Raw genomic sequence first — 19,224 nt, forward strand, 5'->3', positions numbered from 1 at the left:
CAAGCCGCGGGGGCCGCTGGCCCGGCAGATGACGCACGCGGCGGGCACCGGGAATGGGAAGATTTTTACAATATATACGACATGTTATTGCCGATGTGATAAAAGCAGGCCCATGCGTCGCGCCAGATCGCACCCGGCATTTCCGGGCAAGACGGCAGGCACCGCCAGAAACTGGATGGTCGCCATACCGGGACCGGCAATGACATGCCCGACGCGGCAGCCGCATCGATCAGACCGCCTGCGGTGCGGGTGATATCGACGGCGACAGGCTGGCGGATTTACAGATTCAGCCGGACGATCCGAGTGGGAGAGCGGCCGGGGAGGCCTGCTGTCATCGCAGATGACGCGATCTTGCGGCGACAGGGTCGGGAGGGCAGGCTAGACTGCCCGCGAAAGGGGCCGCCCATGCGCCGCGTCATCCTCATGCTGCTCTGTCTGGCGCTGCCCTTCATGGCGCAAGCGCAGGACCGGCCCCGCGCGGGGCTGATCTGGAACCGCAGCGGCCTGCCTGCCACCCTGCCCCTGCAGGTGCGCAGCCCGGCCGGTCGCGATCACCTCATCGTCCTGACCCCCACGGGAAAGGACGCGCCTGAAATCGCCGGCTTCATTCGCGGCGGCGAATTCTTTCGGCTGCTGGTGCCGCCGGGCGACTGGACCATCCGCATCGCCTCAGGCACGGACTGGCAGGATGAGGACACCCTGTTCGGCCCCGAAACCACCTGGGCCGCCCTCACCGCGCCCCTGAATTTCAGCGCCGGAAAATCGCGGCTGAACGGCCATGTCCTGACGCTTGAAGACGGCGCCATCACCGTCGCCCCGCAGACCATCTGCCAGCTGCCCAGCTGGCAGGCCGATCTTTTCGACGCCGAAGACCCGGTCGGCGGTCAGCCGCGCGAGCCGCAGCCGCTGCATCCGCCGAAGCGCCCGAGTTATACCGACCCGCCCCCTGCGCCGATCCATCAACCGCCGCTCAGCTACCCGGACCGCGAATTGCGCCTGCGCTCGGTGATCTGCGACTAGATCGAGAAGGAGGTTCCGCAGCCGCAGGACGAGGCCGCATTGGGATTGTCGATGGTGAAGCGCGCACCGATCAGTTCATCGGCGAAGTCGATGGTGGCGCCGGCCAGAAACGGCAGCGAGATGGGATCGACAAGCACCTTCTGGCCGTGACCTTCAAGGATGAGGTCATCCTCGGCCGGGGCATCCATGCGGATTTCATATTGAAAACCCGAACAGCCGCCACCTTCGACCGCCACCCGCAGCGCCTGCGGGATGTCCGCGCCGTCATTGATTTCGGCCAGCCGCGCAAAGGCGCGCTCGGTCACATTGGGGGGGAGGTTCATGGGGCGTTCCCGTTTCGCTTGTCCTGCTGCGAATATAGGGTCGCGCCCGACACCCTGCAAGGAACCCGCATGACCGCGCCCTATGCCAGCCACCCCCAGGACAGCCGCGGAAGGCTGCACCCCGAAAGCCTGTCGAGCTTTCGCAGCCCCTGGCAGCGCGACCGCGACCGGATCATCCATTCCTCGGCCTTCCGCAGGCTGAAGCACAAGACCCAGGTCTTCGTCGAACAGGAAGGCGACGCCTATCGCGGGGATTATTTCCGCACCCGACTGACCCACACGATCGAGGTGGCGCAGGTCGCGCGCACCATCGCGGGCACGCTGGGCCTGAACACCGATCTGGCCGAAACCGTCGCCCTGGCCCACGACCTCGGCCATCCGCCCTTCGGTCATACGGGCGAGGACGCGCTGGCATTGCTGATGGCCCCTTATGGTGGTTTCGACCATAATGCGCAGGCCCTGCGCATCGTCACCCGGCTGGAGCGTCATTATGCCGGCTTCGACGGACTGAACCTGACCTGGGAGGCGCTGGAGGGCATCGCCAAGCATAACGGTCCGGTCAGCGCGCCTTATCCCTATGCGCTTGCCGAGGTCAATGCCCAGTGGGATCTGGAGCTGCAGACCAATGCCAGCGCGGAGGCGCAGGTCGCGGCGGTCGCTGACGATATCGCCTATAACCACCACGACCTGCATGACGGCCTTCGCGCCGGGCTGTTCACCGAGGCCGATCTGGCCGAGCTGCCGGTCGTCGGCCCCGCCTTCGCCGAGGTCGATGACAAGCACCCCGGCCTCGATCTCGACCGCCGCCGTCACGAGGCGCTGCGCCGTGTCTTCGGCGTCATGGTCGAGGACGTGATCGCCGTGGCGCAGAACCGGCTGGCCGCGCTGCAGCCGAAATCGGTGGACGAGATCCGCCACATGGACGGCCCGATCATCCGCTTTTCCAAGCCGCTGTATCAGAACCTGAAGGCGATCAAGTCCTTCCTGTTCACGCGCATGTATCGCGCGCCCTCGGTCGTGGACGAACGCCAACTGGTCACCGGAATGCTGAACGACCTGTTCCCGCTGTTCATGTCGAACCCGGAAATGCTGCCCGAGCACTGGCGCCCCGAGGCCTTCGCCGCGACCGAGACCGAGCGCGCCCGGATCGTGCTGGATTACGTCGCCGGCATGACCGACCGCTATGCGATGGCGGAATGGGAACGGCTCTGCGCCAAGGGCTGACCCCCCGGCGCGGGCCAGGGCCTAATTCGCGGCCTTCGGGGCGGCCTCGCCCGCGGCGGCACCTTCGGGCGCGTCGACGCCCTCGCGCGGGGGCGGTTTGTAGGACGGATCGTTCTTCTCCAGCCAGGCCTGCATGAAGGCGATCTCGGCCTCCTGCGCGGCGATCACCTGCTCGGCCAACTGCCTGACTTCGGGATCATCGCCCTGTTCGAGCGCGATGCGTGCCATGGCCACCGCGCCCTGATGGTGCGGGATCATGGCACGCATGAAGTCGATATCGGCATCACCCGAATAGGGAATCGCCATGTCGCGATGCATGGCATTCATCGCTTCGACATAGGCGACGGTCGAGGCGGTGGCGCCTTCAGGCGCAGCCTGCATCTGCATCGGCGGCGCGGGGGGCGTCGAGGGGGCATCGCTTGCGGTCTGGGCCATGGCTGCCGGGACCGCCAGGGTCGCCGCCAGCATGATCGAGGTCAATCGGGCGCGGTTCATGGCATATCCTTTCGCTGCATTTGCCGGGCTTTCCTCAAGCCAACGCCGGACCGCCTTCCGGGGTTCGCCGGACGGACGCTCATAACCCCGTGTCATCGGCGTGAGTGGCTCAGCGCAGGAAGATCAGCGCCATGCCCGCAACCGCGACCGCCGCCCCCAGCCAGCTGGTGGCGCTGGGCCGGGTCCCGGTCACGATCCACAGGCCGGGCAGGATGAAGACCGGCGACAGCGCCGACAGCGTCGACACGATCCCGACCTTGCCGCCCTGCAGCGCGAACAGCAGCAGCGACATGCCGATGGCCATGGCAAGGATGCCCGACCCGGCCAGCAAGGCGAACAGGCGCAGATCCAGCTTGCCCTGCGGTTTTACCTTCTGGATCGGCAGCGCGACCAGTGCCGACAGGCAGATCGCCGCCGTGCTGACCCGGATCAGGCTGGCGGCGAAGGGATCGACGCCCTGTTCCATCACCGGCCGGGCGATCAGCGACCCCGCCGCCTGCGCCAGCGCCGCGATCAGTCCCAGCAGGATCGCCAGCGCGACCGAGCCGCGCACCGCCTCGAAACTGTGGGTGCCGCTCTGGCCGGGGCGCCCCAGCACCGCGAGGCCGACGCCCGCCGCACATAAGAACACCCCAAGCCATGCCTGCGCGCTGAGGCTTTCGCCCAGCAGCGCCCAGCCGAGGATCGCCGCCATGGGCGCATTCAACGCAAACAGCGCCCCGCCCCGGCGCGGCCCCAGCCGGCTCACGGTGGCAAACAGCAGGGTGTCGCCCACGAATATCCCGATGATGCCGGACAGCACCAGCGGCCAGACCTGCGCCGGGGTGATGTCATCCCACAACCCGCCCAGGCAGACGATCAGCACCAGCACCAGCGCGGTGAAAACCTGCCGGTAGCAGTTGAAGGCGAATGTGCCCAGCCGCTGCAACGGCGGGGCCACCATGAGGCCTGTCATCGCCCAGCATATGGCGGCACCGATGGCCGCAAGCTCGTAAACGGGCAAAACCATCCGCGCCGCACCTATCTTTCAGCAAATCGGTGAACCCGCGGCCCCCGGCCGCGTTAGATTGCAGATACAGGAGGACGAAATGATTACCAAGACCGGTTCCGCCAAATGGCAAGGCAATATCCGCGAGGGCAAGGGCGAGGTCTCAACCCAGTCGGGCGTGCTGTCGAACGAGCCTTACGGCTTCGCCACCCGCTTCGAGGACAAGCCCGGCACCAATCCCGAGGAACTCATCGGCGCGGCCCATGCGGCCTGCTACTCGATGGCGCTGTCGGGCGGCCTGGCGCAGGCCGGGATCACCGATGTGACGATCGAAACCACCTCGGCAGTCAGCCTGGACAAGGACCCGTCGGGGGGCTTTTCCATCACCAAGGCCGCGCTGACCGTGCGCATCGCCGGCAATGGTGACCGCACCGCGATTGAGCAGGCCGCCCGCGACGCCGAGGCCGGCTGCCCGGTGTCGAAACTGATGAAGGCCGAAATCACCCTCGATCTGACCATCGCCTGATGCTGATCCGATACGGATACGACATCACCATAGAATCCGATGGGCCGCTGCCGCTGATCCTGCAGATGTCGGCGCGGCCCGAACGACAGATCGACCTGCGCGGGATCGAGGCCTTCAGCACCGATCCCGCCATTCCCTTCGCGACCTATCTGGATGGCTACGGTAATGCCTGCCGCCGGTTGACCGCCCCGGCGGGGCGGTTCCGCATGACCCAGACGGCCGTCATCGCCGATAGCGGCCTGGCCGAACCCGCCTTGCCCGACGCACAGGAAATGCCGATCGAGGCGTTGCCGGATGACGTGCTGACCTTCCTCATGGCCTCGCGCTATGTCGATACGGACCGGGTCAGCGCGGCGGCCTGGGACCTGTTCGGACAGGAGCCTGCCGGTTGGGGGCGCGTCCAGACCATCATGGACTGGGTGCATGACCATATCACCTTCAATTACCAGGATGCCGATGCCAGTCGGACGGCCTTCGACGCTCTGGAACAGGGCAAGGGCGTCTGCCGCGACTTTGCCCATCTGGCGATCGGAATGTGCAGGTCACTGAATATTCCCGCGCGTTACGTCAACGCCTATCTGGGCGATATCGGCATCCGGCCCCCGCCCGATCCGATGGATTTTGCCGCCTCGGTTCAGGTTTATCTGTCGGGGCGGTGGTGGAATTTCGACCCCCGCAACAACATGCCCCGGATCGGCCGCATCGCGGTGGGCTATGGCCGTGACGCGGGCGATGTGGCGCTGATTTCCAGCTTCGGCCAGCACCAGCTGGTGAATTTCACCGTCATCACCGACGAGGTCGACGCGGCGGGCAGGATCATCCCGCCACAGGCGGCCCCAGCGTGAAAAAGGCGGGGTCTACCCCGCCGTGGCTCAGTAAACGATGCTGCCGGTGCCCGCGGGCAGCGCCCCATAGGGCAGCCAGACGGTCTTCCACTGAACCGCATGATCGAGGAAAGCACGCCCCTGCCCTGCGGCCCCGGTCCAGTCGCGGTTGGCGAAGGACCAGACCGGCTTGAGGTTCCCGGTCGAGGCCTTCTCGACCGCCGCTGCTCCATCGATCCCGCAATACCACAGCGCCGCCACATCCTCATGCGCGGCCAGCACCGCCGCCAGTTCGTCCTTGGGGCCGGACACGATATTGACCACGCCGCCGGGCAGGTCCGAGGTGTCGAAGACCTGCGCCAGATCGAAGGCCGCGACCGGGTCGTCCTGGGCCGGGATCACCACCACGCTGTTGCCCATGGCAATCGCCGGGGCGACAAGGCTGATGAAGCCCAGCAAGGGCGCGTCGTTGGGGCAGACGATGCCGACCGTTCCGAAGGCCTCCGGGATCACGTTGACCAGATAGCCGGGCTTCGTCTGCACATTCAGCCCATCGAACTTGTCGGCCCATGCCGCATAGTAGAACAGCCGCTGGATCGCCGCATCGACGGCCTTGCCGCCGTGTTTCTTCGCCAGTTCATCGCGGCGCAGCGACAGGTTTTCGGCGATGAAATACAGCACCTGAGCGCGCCCGTGGCCGCCCATCGCGGCCCATTTGCCAGCTTTCTTCGCCGCCTCGACCGCGTTGCGGATATCCTTGCGGTTGCCGAAGGGCACCAGATCGCCCGAGGCCGCGCGATAGCTGGCCCCGCCATCGGGGCGCTTCTGCGCGCCGCCGATATACAGCTTCCCGGTCCGGTCGATCTCCGCGCCCGAGGCCGCGCCATCCAGCGCCGCCGTCAGCGGGCCGGCAGGCTTTTCCGAGGCCGGCCTGACCTTGGGACCGGTGAGATAGTCCAGCATCCCCACGCGCCCACCCTCGCGGCCATAGCCGGATTCGCGCATGCCGCCGAAAGGGGCGGCGGCGTCGAACATGTTCGCGCCGTTGATCCAGACCACGCCCGACTTGACCGAGGCAGCCAGATCGGTCGCGACGGTGGCGCTTTCCGACCAGATCAGCGCCGCCAGCCCGTATGACGAGTTATTGGCCAGGCTGATCGCCTCATCCGCGGTGCGGAAGGTGGTCAGGGTGGCGATGGGGCCGAAGATCTCCTCGCTCCATGCCGGGTTGGCGGGCGAGACCTGACGCAGATAGCCGGGCGCGATGAAGCAGGCCTCGGCGGGTGCGCCGCCGATCAGATCGGCGCCGGCGGCCACGGCTTTCGCGGTGATGTCCAGAATGCGCTGCTTCTGGACCGGATGGACGATGGCCCCGACATCGGTGGACTTGTCCAGGGGCGCCCCCACCCGCAGCATCGCCAGACGGCGCTGCAACAGCGCCTCGAAACGCGGGGCGACCGATTCCGCCACCAGAAGGCGCGAGCCGGCGCAGCAGACCTGCCCCTGATTGAACCAAATCGAATCCACCACGCCCTCGACGGCGGCATCCAGATCGGCATCCTCCATCACGATGAAGGGGGATTTGCCGCCCAGCTCCAGCGTCAGCCGCTTGCCCGTCCCGGCGGTGGCGGCGCGGATGGCCCGTCCAACCTCGGTCGAGCCGGTGAAGGCGATCTTGTCCACATCCGAGGCCACGATGGCCGCCCCCGTCTCGCCGTCGCCGGTGACGATATTGACGACGCCCTTGGGCAGCCCGACTTCCTGACAGATCTCGGCGAAGGCAAGCGCGGTCAGCGAGGTATATTCGGCCGGTTTTAGCACCACCGTATTGCCCGCCGCCAGCGCGGGCGCGATCTTCCAGGCCAGCATCAGCAGCGGGAAGTTCCACGGGATGATCTGGCCCGCCACCCCGATGGCCGAATGGCCGGGAAACTCATCGGCCAGCATCTCGGCCCAGCCGGCGTGGTGGTAGAAATGGCGCACCACCAGCGGGATGTCCGCATCGCGGCTTTCGCGGATCGGCTTGCCGTTATCCATGCTTTCCAGCACCGACAGGAAGCGTTCGCGCTTCTGGATGGTGCGGGCGATGGCATAGAGGAACTTCGCCCGCGCGTGCCCCGGAAGCGCTGCCCATTTCGGCTGCGCCTTGCGGGCAGCCTTGACGGCGGCCTCGACATCTTCGGCGGTGCCCTGGGTAATCCGGGCGAGATCCTCGCCCGTGGCCGGGTTCACCGAAGGGAAGGTCCGGCCCGGCGGGGTGAAGGCGCCGTTGATGAAATGGCCAAAGCTCGGATGCGCCTTCAGCCAGTCGCGCACGGCGCCGCTGTCCTCTACCGAGGGGCCGTATTCCATCGTTTGCATGATCTCGCTCACAGTCGGCATGTTTTCCCTCAGGCCATGGTCAGGCGGTGGGACGCGGCATAACGGCCGGTCACGAAATGGCTGATCTGGCGCTCCAGATCGCCCAGAAGCGAGCTTGCGCCGATGCGGAACAGGTCGGGCCGGGTCCAGTCATCGCCGAGTTCCTCCTTCATCAGCACCTGCCAGGCAATCGCGTCTTTCGAGGTCTTGAGGCCGCCCGCTGGCTTGAACCCGACCTTATGGCCGGTCTGATCCTGATAATCGCGGATCGCGCGCACCATCACCAGCGACACCGGCAGCGTCGCGTTCACACCCTCCTTGCCGGTCGAGGTCTTGATGAAATCCGACCCCGCCTGCATGGCGACATGGCTGGCCTTGGCCACATTTTCCAGCGATTTCAGATCGCCGGTGGCCAGAATGGCCTTCATCTTCGCCGGCCCGCAGGCCTCGCGCATGGCCCGCATCTCGTCATAAAGCGCCGTCCAGTTGCCCTGCAGCACATGGGCGCGGGTAATCACGATATCGATCTCGTCCGCGCCCTGATCGAGCGCATAGCGGATCTCGGCCAGGCGCAGATCCAAGGGCATCAGCCCGGCGGGAAAGCCGGTGGCGACGCTGGCCACCGGAATCCCGGAATTGCCGAGCGCGCGTTTTGCCGCCTCCACCATGGTCGGATAGACGCAGACCGCCCCGGTGGTCGGCCGCTCCACCCCCATCGCGGCCAGCTGATCGGGCGCGATGGGTTGCATCGCCTTGGCGCAGAGCCGCGCCACCCGGTCTTCGGTATCGTCGCCCGCCAGCGTGGTCAGGTCGATGCAGCGGATCGCGTTCAGGATCCAGGCCGCCTGCCATTCCTTCTTCAGGCTGCGCCGCGCGGGCAAGCTGGCGGCCCGGCGTTCGACCGCAGGCGTGTTGATGCGGATCTGGTCGAACCATTCGGGCGTCAGATCCGTGCCGGGGTTGGGCGTCATTGCAGACATGATGTTCTCGCGTCAGTTCAGGCCGGTAAGGTATCTGCCTCACATCCGTGCGGCAAGGGTTGCGCGACGCGACTGACGCAGGGGCCGTGCAACGGCCAGCAACCCGGCATTCTCGGTATGGACCGCGGCCAGCCGGTCGCTCAGCATGCGGATATGCGGCAGCTGGCGGTCATCGGCATGCATGACGAGGTATTGCGTCTCGGTCAGTTCCTCAATGATCTCGCTCGCAGGTGCCAGCGCGGATCGAGATCGCCGATCAGGCAGGGCCTCACCCAGATTCCGGCGCCTGCACGCACCAGTTCCTGCACGGTTACGACGGTGCTGGCGAAGGCGTAGATCGGCGGGTCCTGCCGGTGCAGGCAGCGCGCCGCCGGGTGGCCTGCATGGGCGGGGTCGAGCGCCACCCATTCCAGCAGGTGGGGCGCTGCGCCTATCGCTTCGGATCGCGGGGCTTGCCCTTCCACGTGTCCAACCAGCCGGTGAAACCCTGGCGTGCCTCGGTGAACTCCTGCGAGACGCGGTCCATGGCGGCGTCGGCGCGGGCATCGGCGCGGTCCACCGCGTCCGAGACTTTCCGCGCGGTCGGATCAATAGTGCGTTCGCGGAACTGGTTCCACATCCGCCAGATAAGCGCGAGAAAGGCGCCCAGAACCGCAAGGATCAGCATGGCGGGCCAGTTCAGCGGCGATTCCTGCGAACTCGCGACCGGCTTCATCGAAATCGCGTTCGGATAGACCGACAGGAACGGAATCCGCCAGCCATAGGCGGTGACGCTGACCCATTGCGGGTTGTTCGCGTCGGAGCGGTAATTCGTCGCCTCGGCCTGCAGGTTCGAGCTGTCATACTTGAAATAGGGCGGCCAGATCCAGCCGGTATCCTCGTTGCGATAGACGAAGACCTTGCCGTTCGGCCGCACCGTTTCGATGAAGCGGATGTCGCGCTGACCGGCGGCGTTTTCGACCGTACCGGTATCGTTCGAGGCATAGAAGATCGCGTTGGCGCCGATATCCGTCAGCCGGTTATAGGTGTTGGTGATGCGCACCGTGTTCTTGCTGGGCAGCGCGTAATCCAGAAACAGAAATACCGTGACGCCCAGCAGGACGCCCAGAGTGACCTTGACATAATGCATCATGGGCGATGCCCCCTTATTGAACGTTCACGACCCAGGCGATCACCGCAATGACGATCGTGGGAATGACAAAGACCAGTGCGACCAGCCGGGCCTTCAGCGTTTTTTGAAACCCGACCATCGAACGCCGCACGAAGGCCCTTCGTTCCTCGCTGTCGCCGGCGCGTTCGGGATGGCGGCGGTCCCACTCCTCCTCCAGCGCTTCGGTCTTGGTCGAGCGCAGATAGACGGTGAGCAGGGCATAGAAGATCGCCTCGATCACGAACAGGATCAGTGCCAGCCGGATGATGGCCATGCGTCATTTCCCCCATGGGCCGCGCAGGGCGGGCTTTGACGGCACCACCGGGTCGGCGCGGTCGCGCAACCCGCCCGCGCCCGAGCGCCAGCCGGTGACGGCCTCGGTCAGCTTGGCCCCCGAGGCCGCGCGAACGGGCCCCCATGGACCGGCGGCGGACGCGGCCGACGGGGACGGTTCCTCCATGCCCGGTTCGGGGCCGAACAGCGCCTCGCGCGTGCCTTGCTTGTCGATCTGGTATTCGCGCGCCAGCTGGTTGGCGACATATTCCTTCTTCGCCTCGTCCCAGGCCTGGTAACGCTTGTAGAACAATGGCTTGTGCATGATGAACAGGGCGCGCACATCATGCGGCGCGAGTTCCGTCAGCAGCTGGTTGACCAGGTCGCGCGCCGGCCCCGCGCTGGCGCGAATGGCATAGAAATAGGCCGGATCGGCGCTGTCGATGACCGGCCATGCGCCGCCTTCCTCGGCATAGCGCAACAGCGCCGACAGGCCGCGGATCTCGGGCGGGAGCCCCGCCCCCATCCGCGCCGCCGCCCGCCTGAGCGCCGAGCGCGTGCCGTCGCCGGTATCAATGCCCAGCTTCGTCGCCGCATCCACCAGAATGAAGTCGATCTTCTGGCGCAGGATCGCCGCCCCGTCGGCACCCTTGGCGGTGATGATCGGCTCGGCCAGGGCATTGCGCGCCAGCCACATCGCGACCGCATTGCTGTCCTGCAGGGCCATCACCTTCACATCAGGCAGATGGAGGTCGTATTTCGGATCGGTGAAAATCGATGCATCGGTGAAGATCATCGCCTTCTCGCGCGGGCTGCGGAACACATAGACGCCGCCGAACAGCGAAGTCCAGAAATCCGGCACGTCATATTCGCCCACATCCAGATGGACCGGGTTGCGGATCACATCGCCGGTTTCCTTGGCCTGCTCGATCATCCGCGCGATCAGCACGTCATCATACCAGGCCCCCGGCTCGGTTCGGAAACGCTGGATGAGCGCCGTCAGCTTGTCGGCGCTCGCGACATGATTGCCGGTGGTGTCGGCGCTGATGCGGATGCGGTTGATCTGCAGCAGATCGGCCGGCGTCTTCACCTGCCAGACCATGTCGTCCATCTCGCCCACCACGGCATCGCGGGCGGTCAGGCTGAACAGCTGGCTTTCATTGTCGTGGATGAACTGCTTCAGCAACTCGCGCAGGACCGAGAGATCCGCGTTCAGCAGGGGCGCGGTCTTCTGTTCGGTGGTCAGCAGGATGAACTGGCGATGCGCGCCTTCGGGGTTGAGATAGTCCAGATCGCCCAATTCGTCCCCGATCTCGGGCGAGAAGCCGGCGAGGTCGATATGGAATTCCGTCAACGCAGTCTCGCGTCCGGTGACCAACTTCAGCGCCCGGTTATAGCGCGCCACCCATGCCGGGCTGTCGACCCGGATCATGTTGCCGAACATCAGGCCTTTTTCGATCAGGCGTTTCATGGTCCCTCTGTCGCGTCAGTCCAAAGTGCAGGTTGCGCCAGAAGATCATCCAGCACCTTCGTCGCCTGCGCCAGTTCAAACTTCGTCAGCCAGATTCGGTCAGCGCGGCTGAGCCGGGGCTGGATCGCGTCGATTTCGTCCAGATACAGCGCCACTTGACGCGCATCATCGGGGGTCAGCCGCAGCAACGCCTCGCCGCCCGCGACCCGCGACAACACCGCGCGCCCTTCGAGGATCATCCTGTCCAGCACCGCATCGAAACGGCGCGCCTCATCCTTGATCTTCAGTTGCTCGGCAAAAAGCGGGCCGCTGCCATCCCAGGACTGCATGAATTCCGCCGAGGTCAGGAGCCGGTCGACCAGGGCCTCCAGTTCCTTGCCGGCGCGATCCTCGGCGCGTTCGTCCTGTTCCTGCTGATAGATGCGGGCCTGAACGACCGTGGCCTCGGTCATGCGGCGGGTTTCGGCCTGCTGCGCGTGCATGTCGCGGCGCTGCAATTGCAGCTGGATCGACTGCATCCAGACGGTCACGATCACCCAGATGAAGGCCAGCACGCTGCCCACACCGGACAGCGTATCGCCCAACTCGTTCGCGGGGGCATTGGCCAGCAGCTTCCAGCGCGGCGCGCAGGCGCCCGCGGCATCGCAGATCGGCGACAGCCCTGCCCAGATGACGCAGCCCAGCACCGTCGCCGTCAGCGCAGCACCAACCCAGATCGGCAGGGTGTTGATGCGGCCGGGCCTCACCCATTGCCCTCGAAGCGGCGGCGAGCCTCGGCCATGCGTTCCATGCCGCGCACGGCGTCCTCAATCGCGGTTTCGTCGCTCGAATCCGCATAGCGCCACTCGCTATCGGCATAGCGGTTGATTTCCTGGGCCAGCATCTCGGTGGTGATGGGTTTGCGAAGCGCCGAGATCATTTCCAGCTTCTTCTCGTAGGGTTGATGCAGGAACGGCTCGGGCGTCTCGAACCATTCATCGGGCATGTCGAAATCCATCGCGCGGGCCTTGATGGCGTCAGTGATGTTCTTGATCGCGCGGCCGGTGAAGCGTTCGTCAGCCAGGCTGATCGCGTGCAGATAGGCGCCGAAATCTGCCAGCGACTCCAGCGGGCCGAGGCGGCTCACGACCTCGTCCCAGACCTGCGCGAGACCCGCCTCCTGCGGGCGGTTATGGGCCTCCAGACTGTCGGCGACGGCGGTCTTGATGGCTTGCGCCTTCATCAATTCATGGTCGCCCACGGGGATCTCGTGGCGCTTGCCCAGCAGCAGGGCGAGGATGTCGATGTAATCGGCCTGCGTTTTCGGCCCGTCGATGAGGAAACGGCCCCCCGCGCGCTGTCGCAGCGCGTCGTCGATGGATTCGGCATAGTTGGAAAACATCCCGAAGGTCGCATTGCCGCGCACGATGGTCGAGGCCCCGGCAAAAGCCTCCATCAGCACGGCGGTGATTTCCTGCTGGCCGCTGGAGGACTGCTTGTCGCCGCGCTTGCCGGCGATCTGGTCGATATCGTCAATGGTGCCGAAGCCGATCACGCCGGGGTCGATCACCGAGTTGATGAAAGCACGCGCATTCTGCCCCGACTTGCCCTGATAGCTGTCGACATTGTCGATCGACAGGTTGGCATAGCGGAAGGGATAGCCGCCCACCGTGCAGTAATCGTTGATCAGCCCGGCCATCATCTGGATGAGTGTCGTCTTGCCGGTGCCGGGCTTGCCATCGCCGAGGAAGGTATAGGTGAAGCCCCCCAGTTCGACGAAAGGGTTCATCCGGCGGTCGAAATCATATGCGACCAGCATCCGCGACAGGCGCATCATCTGGTGTTTGGCGATGGCGTTGCCGACGACCTCCTCGGGCTTCTTGAAGGCCAGTTGCACCGGCTTGCCGCGCGCCTTGGTGGCGGGCGCGAAACCCGAGATCGGGAAATCATCCGCCGCCACGCGCCAGCTGGCGCCGGTGAAGGCGCCGGTGCGCGGCGCGGTTTCGGCGCGGGCCTGAACGGCGGCCGCCAGCCCCTCGGCATAGGCCAGCACGGTGGCGATCAGGGCCTTGTCGTCCTGCGCGTGGCGGGCGAGGTTCTGGTCCATCTCCCACAGGGCACCCTGCAGGGCGGCGGTCGGGTTGTCGGTCAGGATCTCGTCGGTGGTGATGCCCTCGACGGTTTCGGGGCCAGCATGTTCGGCCAGAAGAAAGCTGGTCGCATTGGCGAAAACCGACAGCGCGGCCAGCGACTCCACCGCCAGCAGTTCGGCAAACTCGCCGCGCTTTTCGGGCGGCAGGCGGCCTTCCAGATTGGCGCGTTTCAGCTCCGCCGCGCCAGATCGCGCCGCCACCTCATCGACCACCGCAAGCGAGATCGCCAGGGCCCGGCGCAGCGCGCGCGAGACGGTGGCCGCGGCGGGCGAGGCCAGATCGTCGCCCCCCACCCCCTCGATCCGGTCGATCAGCTGAATGCCTTCGGGGCGCTGCGTGGCCACCGCGCGCCCGGCCAGTCCCGGCGTCGTGGAGCGGAAGCGGGTCGTGCGCGGAATGCCGGGCGAGCGTTCGGGCAGGCTGGCCGGGGGTGCCGCCTTCGCCAGCCGGGGCGCATGGTCAAAGCCCGTCAGCGCCGACAGCGCCTGCGGATAATGGCTGCGGATCTCGGCCTCGGGCAGTTCCATTTCGGTGCGAACGTCCATTCAATCCTCTTTGGTCCACAAAGCCGGGTAATCGGTGACAAAGCCATCGGCATCGACGGTCAATTCGGTGGCGAATCCGGGCGAGGTATAGCGCCACCCGGCATCCCCGCGCTGATAGGTCTGCGGCAGGGCTTTCAACGTCCAATCCGCCGGGTCGAGCCAGACGGCGGCGATCTCGGCCCGGTCCTGATGCGCGGCACGCAGCCGCCGGATCGGCAGCGTGTTGGTGGCGGGCGTAAAGCCCAGATCGATATCCTGCAGCCCGTTGAAATCCGGCAGGCTTTCGCCATTCAGCCGCCATTCGCCGCTGTCCTGCCGGTGGATCGACAGGTTCAGCTCGCACGGGCCGACCGTGCCCTGCACCCGGACGGAGCGGGTGACCCAATCGGGATTGCAGGCGACCAGATAAGTCAGATGCGCAGGCCCGGCCGGGTCGCGCCAGACAGCCACGCCGTCCAATCCCGGCACATCCCCCGCCTGCCGGATCCGGCAGGCGTCATGGCCAGGCAGGTCCAGCCTGCGCCACAGGATCTGCGGGTCCCCCGCCATTCAGCGATAGCCCCGCGCGCCGCCGCCCGGCAGCGGCACATATTTCCGCATGCTCCGAAAACCCGGCGGATCCAGTTCCGCCAGCGCCTGATAGGGGCGCGCGGGCAGGATCAGCGCGCGTTCCACCGCCGTCGCCCCCTGCCCCGCGCCGCCCTGATCCAGCGGGTCCAGCCTGAAAATCTGACGCTCGGTCACGCCGAAGAAGCCCGAGGATTCCATGATCGCCCGCTCGGCCTGCAGATCCTCGATGGTCAGTGCCATCGCCCAATCCTCGCCCGAGGGAGCGCGGGCGTTTTCCAATACCTCGCGGATCGGGCCTTCCTGGGTGGTGAATTGCTGCGAATAGATCGGCCCCAGCAAGATGCGCCGCAGCCGATGCGGGTGAAGATTGCTGAAATCGCGGTCGAACCCCTGCGCAATGGTCAGCAGCTGCAGCGAGGTGACCGACTGCGCCAGCAGATGCGCGCGGACCTCGGGCCAGCGTCTGCTGTCCTCGACCAGGGGGCGGCGGCCGCTGTCGTCGCAGTCCATCAGATACAGCACGGGCACATTCAGCTGGCTGTCATAGACGGCCCAGTGGATCAACCAGCGCCGCCGGTTTCCGGCATCGGACAGCCAATAGCCCTGCGGATGCATCTGCGGCCAGAACATCCCGCCCCTGGCCAGCGATTCGTAATAGAACCGCTGCGACAGCGCATATTGCAGCCGCGTCGGGATGGTCAGGTCGCCCACGATCTGGCGGATCATGTCGTCCTTGATCTGATCTGCATCCGGCGTCCGCGCAAGTTCCGCCGAGGCCTGCGCCGCATCCGCTGCCATCTGCGCGATCTCGGACCAGACCGGATAGCCCGATTCGTGAATGTCGATGGTCAGGAAACGGCGCAAAGGCCCCTCGACCCGGCCCGAGACGAGATATTTCATCGACAGCGCCTGAACCGATTCCAGCATCGCGTGCAGATAGGACTGGATCACCTCGGTCTCGATCTGGGTGAAGATGCGGTCGCGCACGGTTTCCGCCAGCACCGAGGGCAGCGTCGCATAGATCAGCCGCAGCTTTTCGAAATAGCGCCGGGCGATCAGGTCGTCGTCAAGCTGCCTGTGATCGGCGTCCAGCGTGCCCGTTTCAGCCATGGTACCAAAACCTTTCCCTGCCCCTCATGGGCGACGAAGACAGTCTCGAAGATCTGGCCCGCGTGGCACTCCGGTGAACCGGACCGGCACGCCATCAACCGCAGGGCCGAACAGCCAGAACAGCCAGCCTTGGGAAAATGGCGTGAACGGGCCGAAGAAAATCAGCCTGCGCAGCACCAGAAGAAACAACGCGACAGTGCCCAGCTTAATCAGCCAGGGCAGTCCCGCGCACGCCCCCATGACCAGCAGGCTGACCATCAGCAAGGCGGCCAGCCAGGGGGGCGACACGAAATCGCGCCACAGGGTGGGGGAACGGACGCGCGCCACAGAGGCCTCAGCCCCCGTAAAGGTTCTTGTCGTGCTTTTCGACGATTTCCGAGAAGCGGCGCGCAAAGCGCTCATCCGCCTTGGCTTTTTCTTCCAGCACCTTGCGGGCGAAGACCATGTGATCGCCATGGGCCTCCAGCATGTCGGCCATGCGGTCGTTGGTGGCGGTGCCGATGGCGGCCATCTGGGCCTGCGCCTCCTGATCGGTTTTCACGCCGATCTCGTTGATGCGGTGGGCCACGTCCTGCTGCTGGGCGGTCTTCAGCGACTTGGTCAGCGCGTCATACAGAACCACCCGCTGCTTGGTATCTGTCTGCAGCTTGTTGATCAGCACCATCTGCGTCGCCGCCTGGTTCTGCAGGCTGTCGACCCAGGTCTTGCCGGCCTCGATATAGCGTTCCAGCGTCTGCGACTTCGCGAGCGCAACCTGCTCGTCCTGCACCAGCGCGTTATGCTCCTTGTTGGCATTGGCCAGCTCGGTCTCCAGCCGGGTGCGGTCCGAGGGGTCGGTGGTGGTGGCGACCTTGTTTTCCAGCTCGATCAGTCTGGGGTCCATGGCCTTGATCCGCTCGCGCAGCGATTCGAGCGTGTCCACGGTCGCCTCGCGCTCGTCCAGCGTCCCTGTCAGGTTGGCCTCGACCTTGGCCTTCTGGTCGTTCAGCTGGTTCAACTGGTCCTGCAACAGCCGGGTGATCACATCGGATTTCGCGATCAGGTCCTGCAGCTTGTCGTCGATCGAGGCGGTGCGCAGACGCTCCTGCCGCATCGCCTCGGACTTGCCGCCGGCGAAGATGCCGACGAATTTCTCCCACCCGGTCTTCGACCGCATTTCGGCGAAATCCTTGGAGAAACCGGCGGTCACATCGTCAAGCCCCATGATAAGCTCGGCGATATTGGCATTCATCACCTCGGTATGGGCGTTCACATCGGCCAGCGTCGCGTTGGCGATGTCGATGCCGGGTTCGGTCACGCCGGCGCGGGCGGTGGCGCGGTCAAGCTGGCTGGTCACCTCGGCCATCTTCTGCTGCGTCAGCACGATCTGCTTCTGCGTGTCGGTCATTTGCTGGTCGAGCGATGCCATCCTTACCCCCTGAAACCTGAGTCACCAAGACCTTAGGCTGAAACGCCGGGCATACAAGACCCGTTCCCTGAAAACGCGCCTTCTGGACAGTGCCGCCGGCGCGCGCCAATCTGCCGGCCATGGACATCCTTTCCGACGCCATTCTTGCCCGCCGCGACGATCTGATCCGCCTGACCCAGGATCTGATCCGTATCCCGACGCTGAACCCGCCAGGCCAGCATTACCGCGACATCTGCGAATATCTGGAGGCGCGGCTGGCGCCCAAGGGCTTCGCCTGCGAACTGGTCCGCGCCACCGGCACACCCGGCGACAGCCAGAAATATCCGCGCTGGAACCTGATCGCGCGCAGGCAGGGCAGCCGACCGGGCGAATGCGTGCATTTCAACAGCCATCATGACGTGGTCGAGGTCGGTAATGGCTGGACCCGCGATCCGTTCGGGGCCGCGTATGTGGCCGAGGAAGACCGCATCTATGGCCGCGGCGCCTGCGACATGAAGGGCGGCCTCGCCGCATCCATCATCGCCGCCGAGGCCTTCGTCGACACCTTCCCCGACCATGCCGGCCGGGTCGAGATCTCGGCCACGGCGGATGAGGAAACCGGCGGTTACGGTGGCGTCGCCTTTCTGGCCGAACAGGGCGTCTATGCCGATGTCCAGCACGTCATCATCCCGGAACCGCTGCACAAGGACCGCATCTGCCTCGGCCATCGCGGCGTCTGGTGGGCCGAGATCGAAACCCATGGCCGCATCGCCCATGGCTCGATGCCCTTTCTGGGCGACAGCGCCATCCGCCACATGGGCGCCGTGCTGGAGGAGATGGAGGCGACGCTCTGGCCGCTGCTGGCTGGAAAACGCACGGAAATGCCGGTGATCCCGGACGGGGCGCGCAGTTCGACCCTGAACATCAATTCGATCCATGGCGGCGAACCCGATCTCGGACCGGAATTCACCGGCCTGCCCGCGCCCTGCGTCGCCGACCGCTGCCGGATCACCATCGACCGCCGCTTCCTGATCGAGGAAGACCTGTCGCAGGTTAAACAGGAAATCACCGCGCTGATGGAGCGCGTCCGCAGCCGCCGTCCCAGCTTCCGCTATGAAATCCGCGACCTGTTCGAGGTCATCCCCTCGATGACCGACCGCGACGCGCCCATTGTGCGCACCACCGCCGCCGCGATCGAGCGCGTGCTGGGCCTTCAGGCGGGCTACGTGGTCAGCCCCGGCACCTATGATCAGAAGCATATCGACCGCATCGGCAAGCTGCATAACTGCATCGCTTACGGTCCCGGCGTGCTGGAAATGGCCCATCAGCCCGATGAATGGATCGGCGTCGCCGACATGCTGGACAGCGCCCGCGTCATGGGGCTGGTGCTGGCCGATCTGCTTTCTGGTCGGCCAGAACAATCGTCCCCGGCCCGCTGAGCCACATTTTTCCTCCGCGGCAGAGCGAAGTTGATTTCGGCGCCGGAAATGTCCCGCCGGGTTTCCAGAACATGACCTGCGACCGCAGCCCCTAGGCCGCCAGCAGCGTGCCGCCGTTGTTGAACACCTGTCCGCCAACCATGGCGCCCAGCCGCACCACCGCACCGGATTCGATACGCAGATCGCCGTTGACGAGTCCCTTCAGCACCAGCTCGACACCCTTGGCGACGGTCACATCGCCGCCAATCAGGCCGTCGAACTCTCCGCTTTGGGAAAACAGGTGGTCGCCCGCAATGGTGGGCCGCTTCGTCGACATGGCAGTGTCTCCAACATATAAAATACAATGGCGGCATTTTCGTCTCGACGGGGATACGGATCAAGCCCTCAGATCGCGATGCGCCATCCT

At 65.7% G+C, this 19,224-nt stretch carries 22 protein-coding genes; 5 read left to right on the forward strand and 17 right to left on the reverse strand.

Going from position 1 to position 19,224, the window contains the following annotated elements:
• Nucleotides 1-405 precede the first annotated feature (405 nt).
• Entirely contained in the window at nt 406-1,020 is a 615-nt protein-coding gene (locus tag H1S04_RS10500; RefSeq protein WP_181745546.1) for a hypothetical protein, read from the forward strand.
• Here the strand turns inward: H1S04_RS10500 and H1S04_RS10505 are convergent.
• Nucleotides 1,017-1,343: an iron-sulfur cluster assembly accessory protein gene (locus H1S04_RS10505; RefSeq protein WP_181745547.1), complete on the reverse strand. Its 327-nt coding sequence runs from the start codon at nt 1,341-1,343 to the stop codon at nt 1,017-1,019. The genes H1S04_RS10500 and H1S04_RS10505 overlap by 4 nt on opposite strands.
• 69 nt (nt 1,344-1,412) lie before the next feature.
• On the opposite strand from H1S04_RS10505, the gene H1S04_RS10510 reads away from it, so the two are divergent.
• Nucleotides 1,413-2,567 carry a deoxyguanosinetriphosphate triphosphohydrolase gene (locus H1S04_RS10510; protein ID WP_181745548.1) on the forward strand — a complete coding sequence of 385 codons (1,155 nt, stop codon included), beginning with the start codon at nt 1,413-1,415 and terminating at the stop codon, nt 2,565-2,567.
• 21 nt (nt 2,568-2,588) lie between these two features.
• Here H1S04_RS10510 and H1S04_RS10515 read toward each other — a convergent pair whose 3' ends face one another.
• Complete coding sequence (locus H1S04_RS10515; protein WP_181745549.1) at nt 2,589-3,062, reverse strand: DUF305 domain-containing protein; 474 nt, start codon at nt 3,060-3,062, stop codon at nt 2,589-2,591.
• A gap of 109 nt (nt 3,063-3,171) precedes the next feature.
• Nucleotides 3,172-4,071, reverse strand: coding sequence for a DMT family transporter (locus H1S04_RS10520; protein WP_255435573.1), 900 nt, complete (start codon nt 4,069-4,071; stop codon nt 3,172-3,174).
• A gap of 79 nt (nt 4,072-4,150) precedes the next feature.
• Here H1S04_RS10520 and H1S04_RS10525 point away from each other — a divergent pair, with 79 nt between their 5' ends.
• Nucleotides 4,151-4,576, forward strand: coding sequence for an OsmC family protein (locus H1S04_RS10525; protein WP_181745550.1), 426 nt, complete (start codon nt 4,151-4,153; stop codon nt 4,574-4,576).
• The gene (locus H1S04_RS10530; RefSeq protein ID WP_181745551.1) at nt 4,576-5,421 is read left to right on the forward strand and encodes a transglutaminase family protein; all 846 of its coding nucleotides are present in this window, start codon (nt 4,576-4,578) and stop codon (nt 5,419-5,421) included. The genes H1S04_RS10525 and H1S04_RS10530 overlap by 1 nt, the downstream gene beginning before the upstream one ends.
• A 27-nt stretch (nt 5,422-5,448) precedes the next feature.
• On the opposite strand, the gene H1S04_RS10535 is transcribed toward H1S04_RS10530, so the two are convergent.
• The 13 genes from H1S04_RS10535 to H1S04_RS10595 are packed head-to-tail and all read right to left on the reverse strand — an operon-like array spanning nt 5,449 to nt 17,400.
• Complete coding sequence (locus H1S04_RS10535; RefSeq protein WP_181745552.1) at nt 5,449-7,782, reverse strand: aldehyde dehydrogenase family protein; 2,334 nt, start codon at nt 7,780-7,782, stop codon at nt 5,449-5,451.
• An 8-nt stretch (nt 7,783-7,790) separates the two neighbouring features.
• A complete protein-coding gene (gene deoC, locus H1S04_RS10540) occupies nt 7,791-8,732 on the reverse strand; it encodes a deoxyribose-phosphate aldolase (RefSeq protein WP_255435574.1) in 942 nt (313 codons plus the stop codon).
• A 48-nt stretch (nt 8,733-8,780) separates the two neighbouring features.
• A complete protein-coding gene (locus tag H1S04_RS10545; protein WP_181745554.1) occupies nt 8,781-8,924 on the reverse strand; it encodes a hypothetical protein in 144 nt (47 codons plus the stop codon).
• Between the two features lie 20 nt (nt 8,925-8,944).
• The gene (locus H1S04_RS10550; protein WP_181745555.1) at nt 8,945-9,205 is read right to left on the reverse strand and encodes a hypothetical protein; all 261 of its coding nucleotides are present in this window, start codon (nt 9,203-9,205) and stop codon (nt 8,945-8,947) included.
• Nucleotides 9,172-9,873: a DUF1523 family protein gene (locus H1S04_RS10555; protein ID WP_255435575.1), complete on the reverse strand. Its 702-nt coding sequence runs from the start codon at nt 9,871-9,873 to the stop codon at nt 9,172-9,174. The genes H1S04_RS10550 and H1S04_RS10555 overlap by 34 nt, the downstream gene beginning before the upstream one ends.
• 13 nt (nt 9,874-9,886) lie before the next feature.
• The gene (locus H1S04_RS10560) at nt 9,887-10,165 is read right to left on the reverse strand and encodes a hypothetical protein (protein ID WP_181745556.1); all 279 of its coding nucleotides are present in this window, start codon (nt 10,163-10,165) and stop codon (nt 9,887-9,889) included.
• Between the two features lie 3 nt (nt 10,166-10,168).
• Nucleotides 10,169-11,635, reverse strand: a complete 1,467-nt coding sequence (locus H1S04_RS10565) for a DUF6638 family protein (protein WP_181745557.1) — start codon at nt 11,633-11,635, stop codon at nt 10,169-10,171.
• On the reverse strand, nt 11,632-12,381 hold the full coding sequence (locus H1S04_RS10570; protein ID WP_181745558.1) for a hypothetical protein: 750 nt from the start codon (nt 12,379-12,381) through the stop codon (nt 11,632-11,634). Before H1S04_RS10570 ends, H1S04_RS10565 begins: the two co-directional genes overlap by 4 nt.
• Nucleotides 12,378-14,312: an ATP-binding protein gene (locus H1S04_RS10575; RefSeq protein WP_181745559.1), complete on the reverse strand. Its 1,935-nt coding sequence runs from the start codon at nt 14,310-14,312 to the stop codon at nt 12,378-12,380. The genes H1S04_RS10570 and H1S04_RS10575 overlap by 4 nt, the downstream gene beginning before the upstream one ends.
• Entirely contained in the window at nt 14,313-14,861 is a 549-nt protein-coding gene (locus H1S04_RS10580) for a putative glycolipid-binding domain-containing protein (protein ID WP_181745560.1), read from the reverse strand. It abuts the gene before it with no gap.
• On the reverse strand, nt 14,862-15,992 hold the full coding sequence (locus tag H1S04_RS10585) for a hypothetical protein (RefSeq protein ID WP_181745561.1): 1,131 nt from the start codon (nt 15,990-15,992) through the stop codon (nt 14,862-14,864).
• Between the two features lie 24 nt (nt 15,993-16,016).
• On the reverse strand, nt 16,017-16,319 hold the full coding sequence (locus tag H1S04_RS10590) for a hypothetical protein (protein WP_181745562.1): 303 nt from the start codon (nt 16,317-16,319) through the stop codon (nt 16,017-16,019).
• A 7-nt stretch (nt 16,320-16,326) separates the two neighbouring features.
• Nucleotides 16,327-17,400: a hypothetical protein gene (locus H1S04_RS10595; protein ID WP_181745563.1), complete on the reverse strand. Its 1,074-nt coding sequence runs from the start codon at nt 17,398-17,400 to the stop codon at nt 16,327-16,329.
• 119 nt (nt 17,401-17,519) lie between these two features.
• Between H1S04_RS10595 and H1S04_RS10600 the strand changes: the two genes are divergently transcribed.
• Nucleotides 17,520-18,818, forward strand: a complete 1,299-nt coding sequence (locus H1S04_RS10600) for an acetylornithine deacetylase/succinyl-diaminopimelate desuccinylase family protein (RefSeq protein ID WP_181745564.1) — start codon at nt 17,520-17,522, stop codon at nt 18,816-18,818.
• Nucleotides 18,819-18,909: 91 nt separating this feature from the next.
• On the opposite strand, the gene H1S04_RS10605 is transcribed toward H1S04_RS10600, so the two are convergent.
• Nucleotides 18,910-19,134, reverse strand: a complete 225-nt coding sequence (locus H1S04_RS10605; protein WP_220185197.1) for a hypothetical protein — start codon at nt 19,132-19,134, stop codon at nt 18,910-18,912.
• Nucleotides 19,135-19,224: the final 90 nt, after the last annotated feature.

Origin of the sequence: Paracoccus sp. S1E-3 (assembly GCF_013868135.1) — a bacterium.
Lineage (GTDB): Bacteria > Pseudomonadota > Alphaproteobacteria > Rhodobacterales > Rhodobacteraceae > Paracoccus.

Coding starts and splice junctions, on each gene's coding strand:
- H1S04_RS10500 (WP_181745546.1), top strand. CDS start 406: ATGCGCCGCGTCATCCTCATGCTGCTCTGTCTGGCGCTGCCCTTCATG.
- H1S04_RS10505 (WP_181745547.1), bottom strand. CDS start 1,343: ATGAACCTCCCCCCCAATGTGACCGAGCGCGCCTTTGCGCGGCTGGCC.
- H1S04_RS10510 (WP_181745548.1), top strand. CDS start 1,413: ATGACCGCGCCCTATGCCAGCCACCCCCAGGACAGCCGCGGAAGGCTG.
- H1S04_RS10515 (WP_181745549.1), bottom strand. CDS start 3,062: ATGAACCGCGCCCGATTGACCTCGATCATGCTGGCGGCGACCCTGGCG.
- H1S04_RS10520 (WP_255435573.1), bottom strand. CDS start 4,071: ATGGTTTTGCCCGTTTACGAGCTTGCGGCCATCGGTGCCGCCATATGC.
- H1S04_RS10525 (WP_181745550.1), top strand. CDS start 4,151: ATGATTACCAAGACCGGTTCCGCCAAATGGCAAGGCAATATCCGCGAG.
- H1S04_RS10530 (WP_181745551.1), top strand. CDS start 4,576: ATGCTGATCCGATACGGATACGACATCACCATAGAATCCGATGGGCCG.
- H1S04_RS10535 (WP_181745552.1), bottom strand. CDS start 7,782: ATGCCGACTGTGAGCGAGATCATGCAAACGATGGAATACGGCCCCTCG.
- deoC (WP_255435574.1), bottom strand. CDS start 8,732: ATGACGCCCAACCCCGGCACGGATCTGACGCCCGAATGGTTCGACCAG.
- H1S04_RS10545 (WP_181745554.1), bottom strand. CDS start 8,924: ATGCATGCCGATGACCGCCAGCTGCCGCATATCCGCATGCTGAGCGAC.
- H1S04_RS10555 (WP_255435575.1), bottom strand. CDS start 9,873: ATGATGCATTATGTCAAGGTCACTCTGGGCGTCCTGCTGGGCGTCACG.
- H1S04_RS10560 (WP_181745556.1), bottom strand. CDS start 10,165: ATGGCCATCATCCGGCTGGCACTGATCCTGTTCGTGATCGAGGCGATC.
- H1S04_RS10565 (WP_181745557.1), bottom strand. CDS start 11,635: ATGAAACGCCTGATCGAAAAAGGCCTGATGTTCGGCAACATGATCCGG.
- H1S04_RS10575 (WP_181745559.1), bottom strand. CDS start 14,312: ATGGACGTTCGCACCGAAATGGAACTGCCCGAGGCCGAGATCCGCAGC.
- H1S04_RS10580 (WP_181745560.1), bottom strand. CDS start 14,861: ATGGCGGGGGACCCGCAGATCCTGTGGCGCAGGCTGGACCTGCCTGGC.
- H1S04_RS10585 (WP_181745561.1), bottom strand. CDS start 15,992: ATGGCTGAAACGGGCACGCTGGACGCCGATCACAGGCAGCTTGACGAC.
- H1S04_RS10595 (WP_181745563.1), bottom strand. CDS start 17,400: ATGGCATCGCTCGACCAGCAAATGACCGACACGCAGAAGCAGATCGTG.
- H1S04_RS10600 (WP_181745564.1), top strand. CDS start 17,520: ATGGACATCCTTTCCGACGCCATTCTTGCCCGCCGCGACGATCTGATC.
- H1S04_RS10605 (WP_220185197.1), bottom strand. CDS start 19,134: ATGTCGACGAAGCGGCCCACCATTGCGGGCGACCACCTGTTTTCCCAA.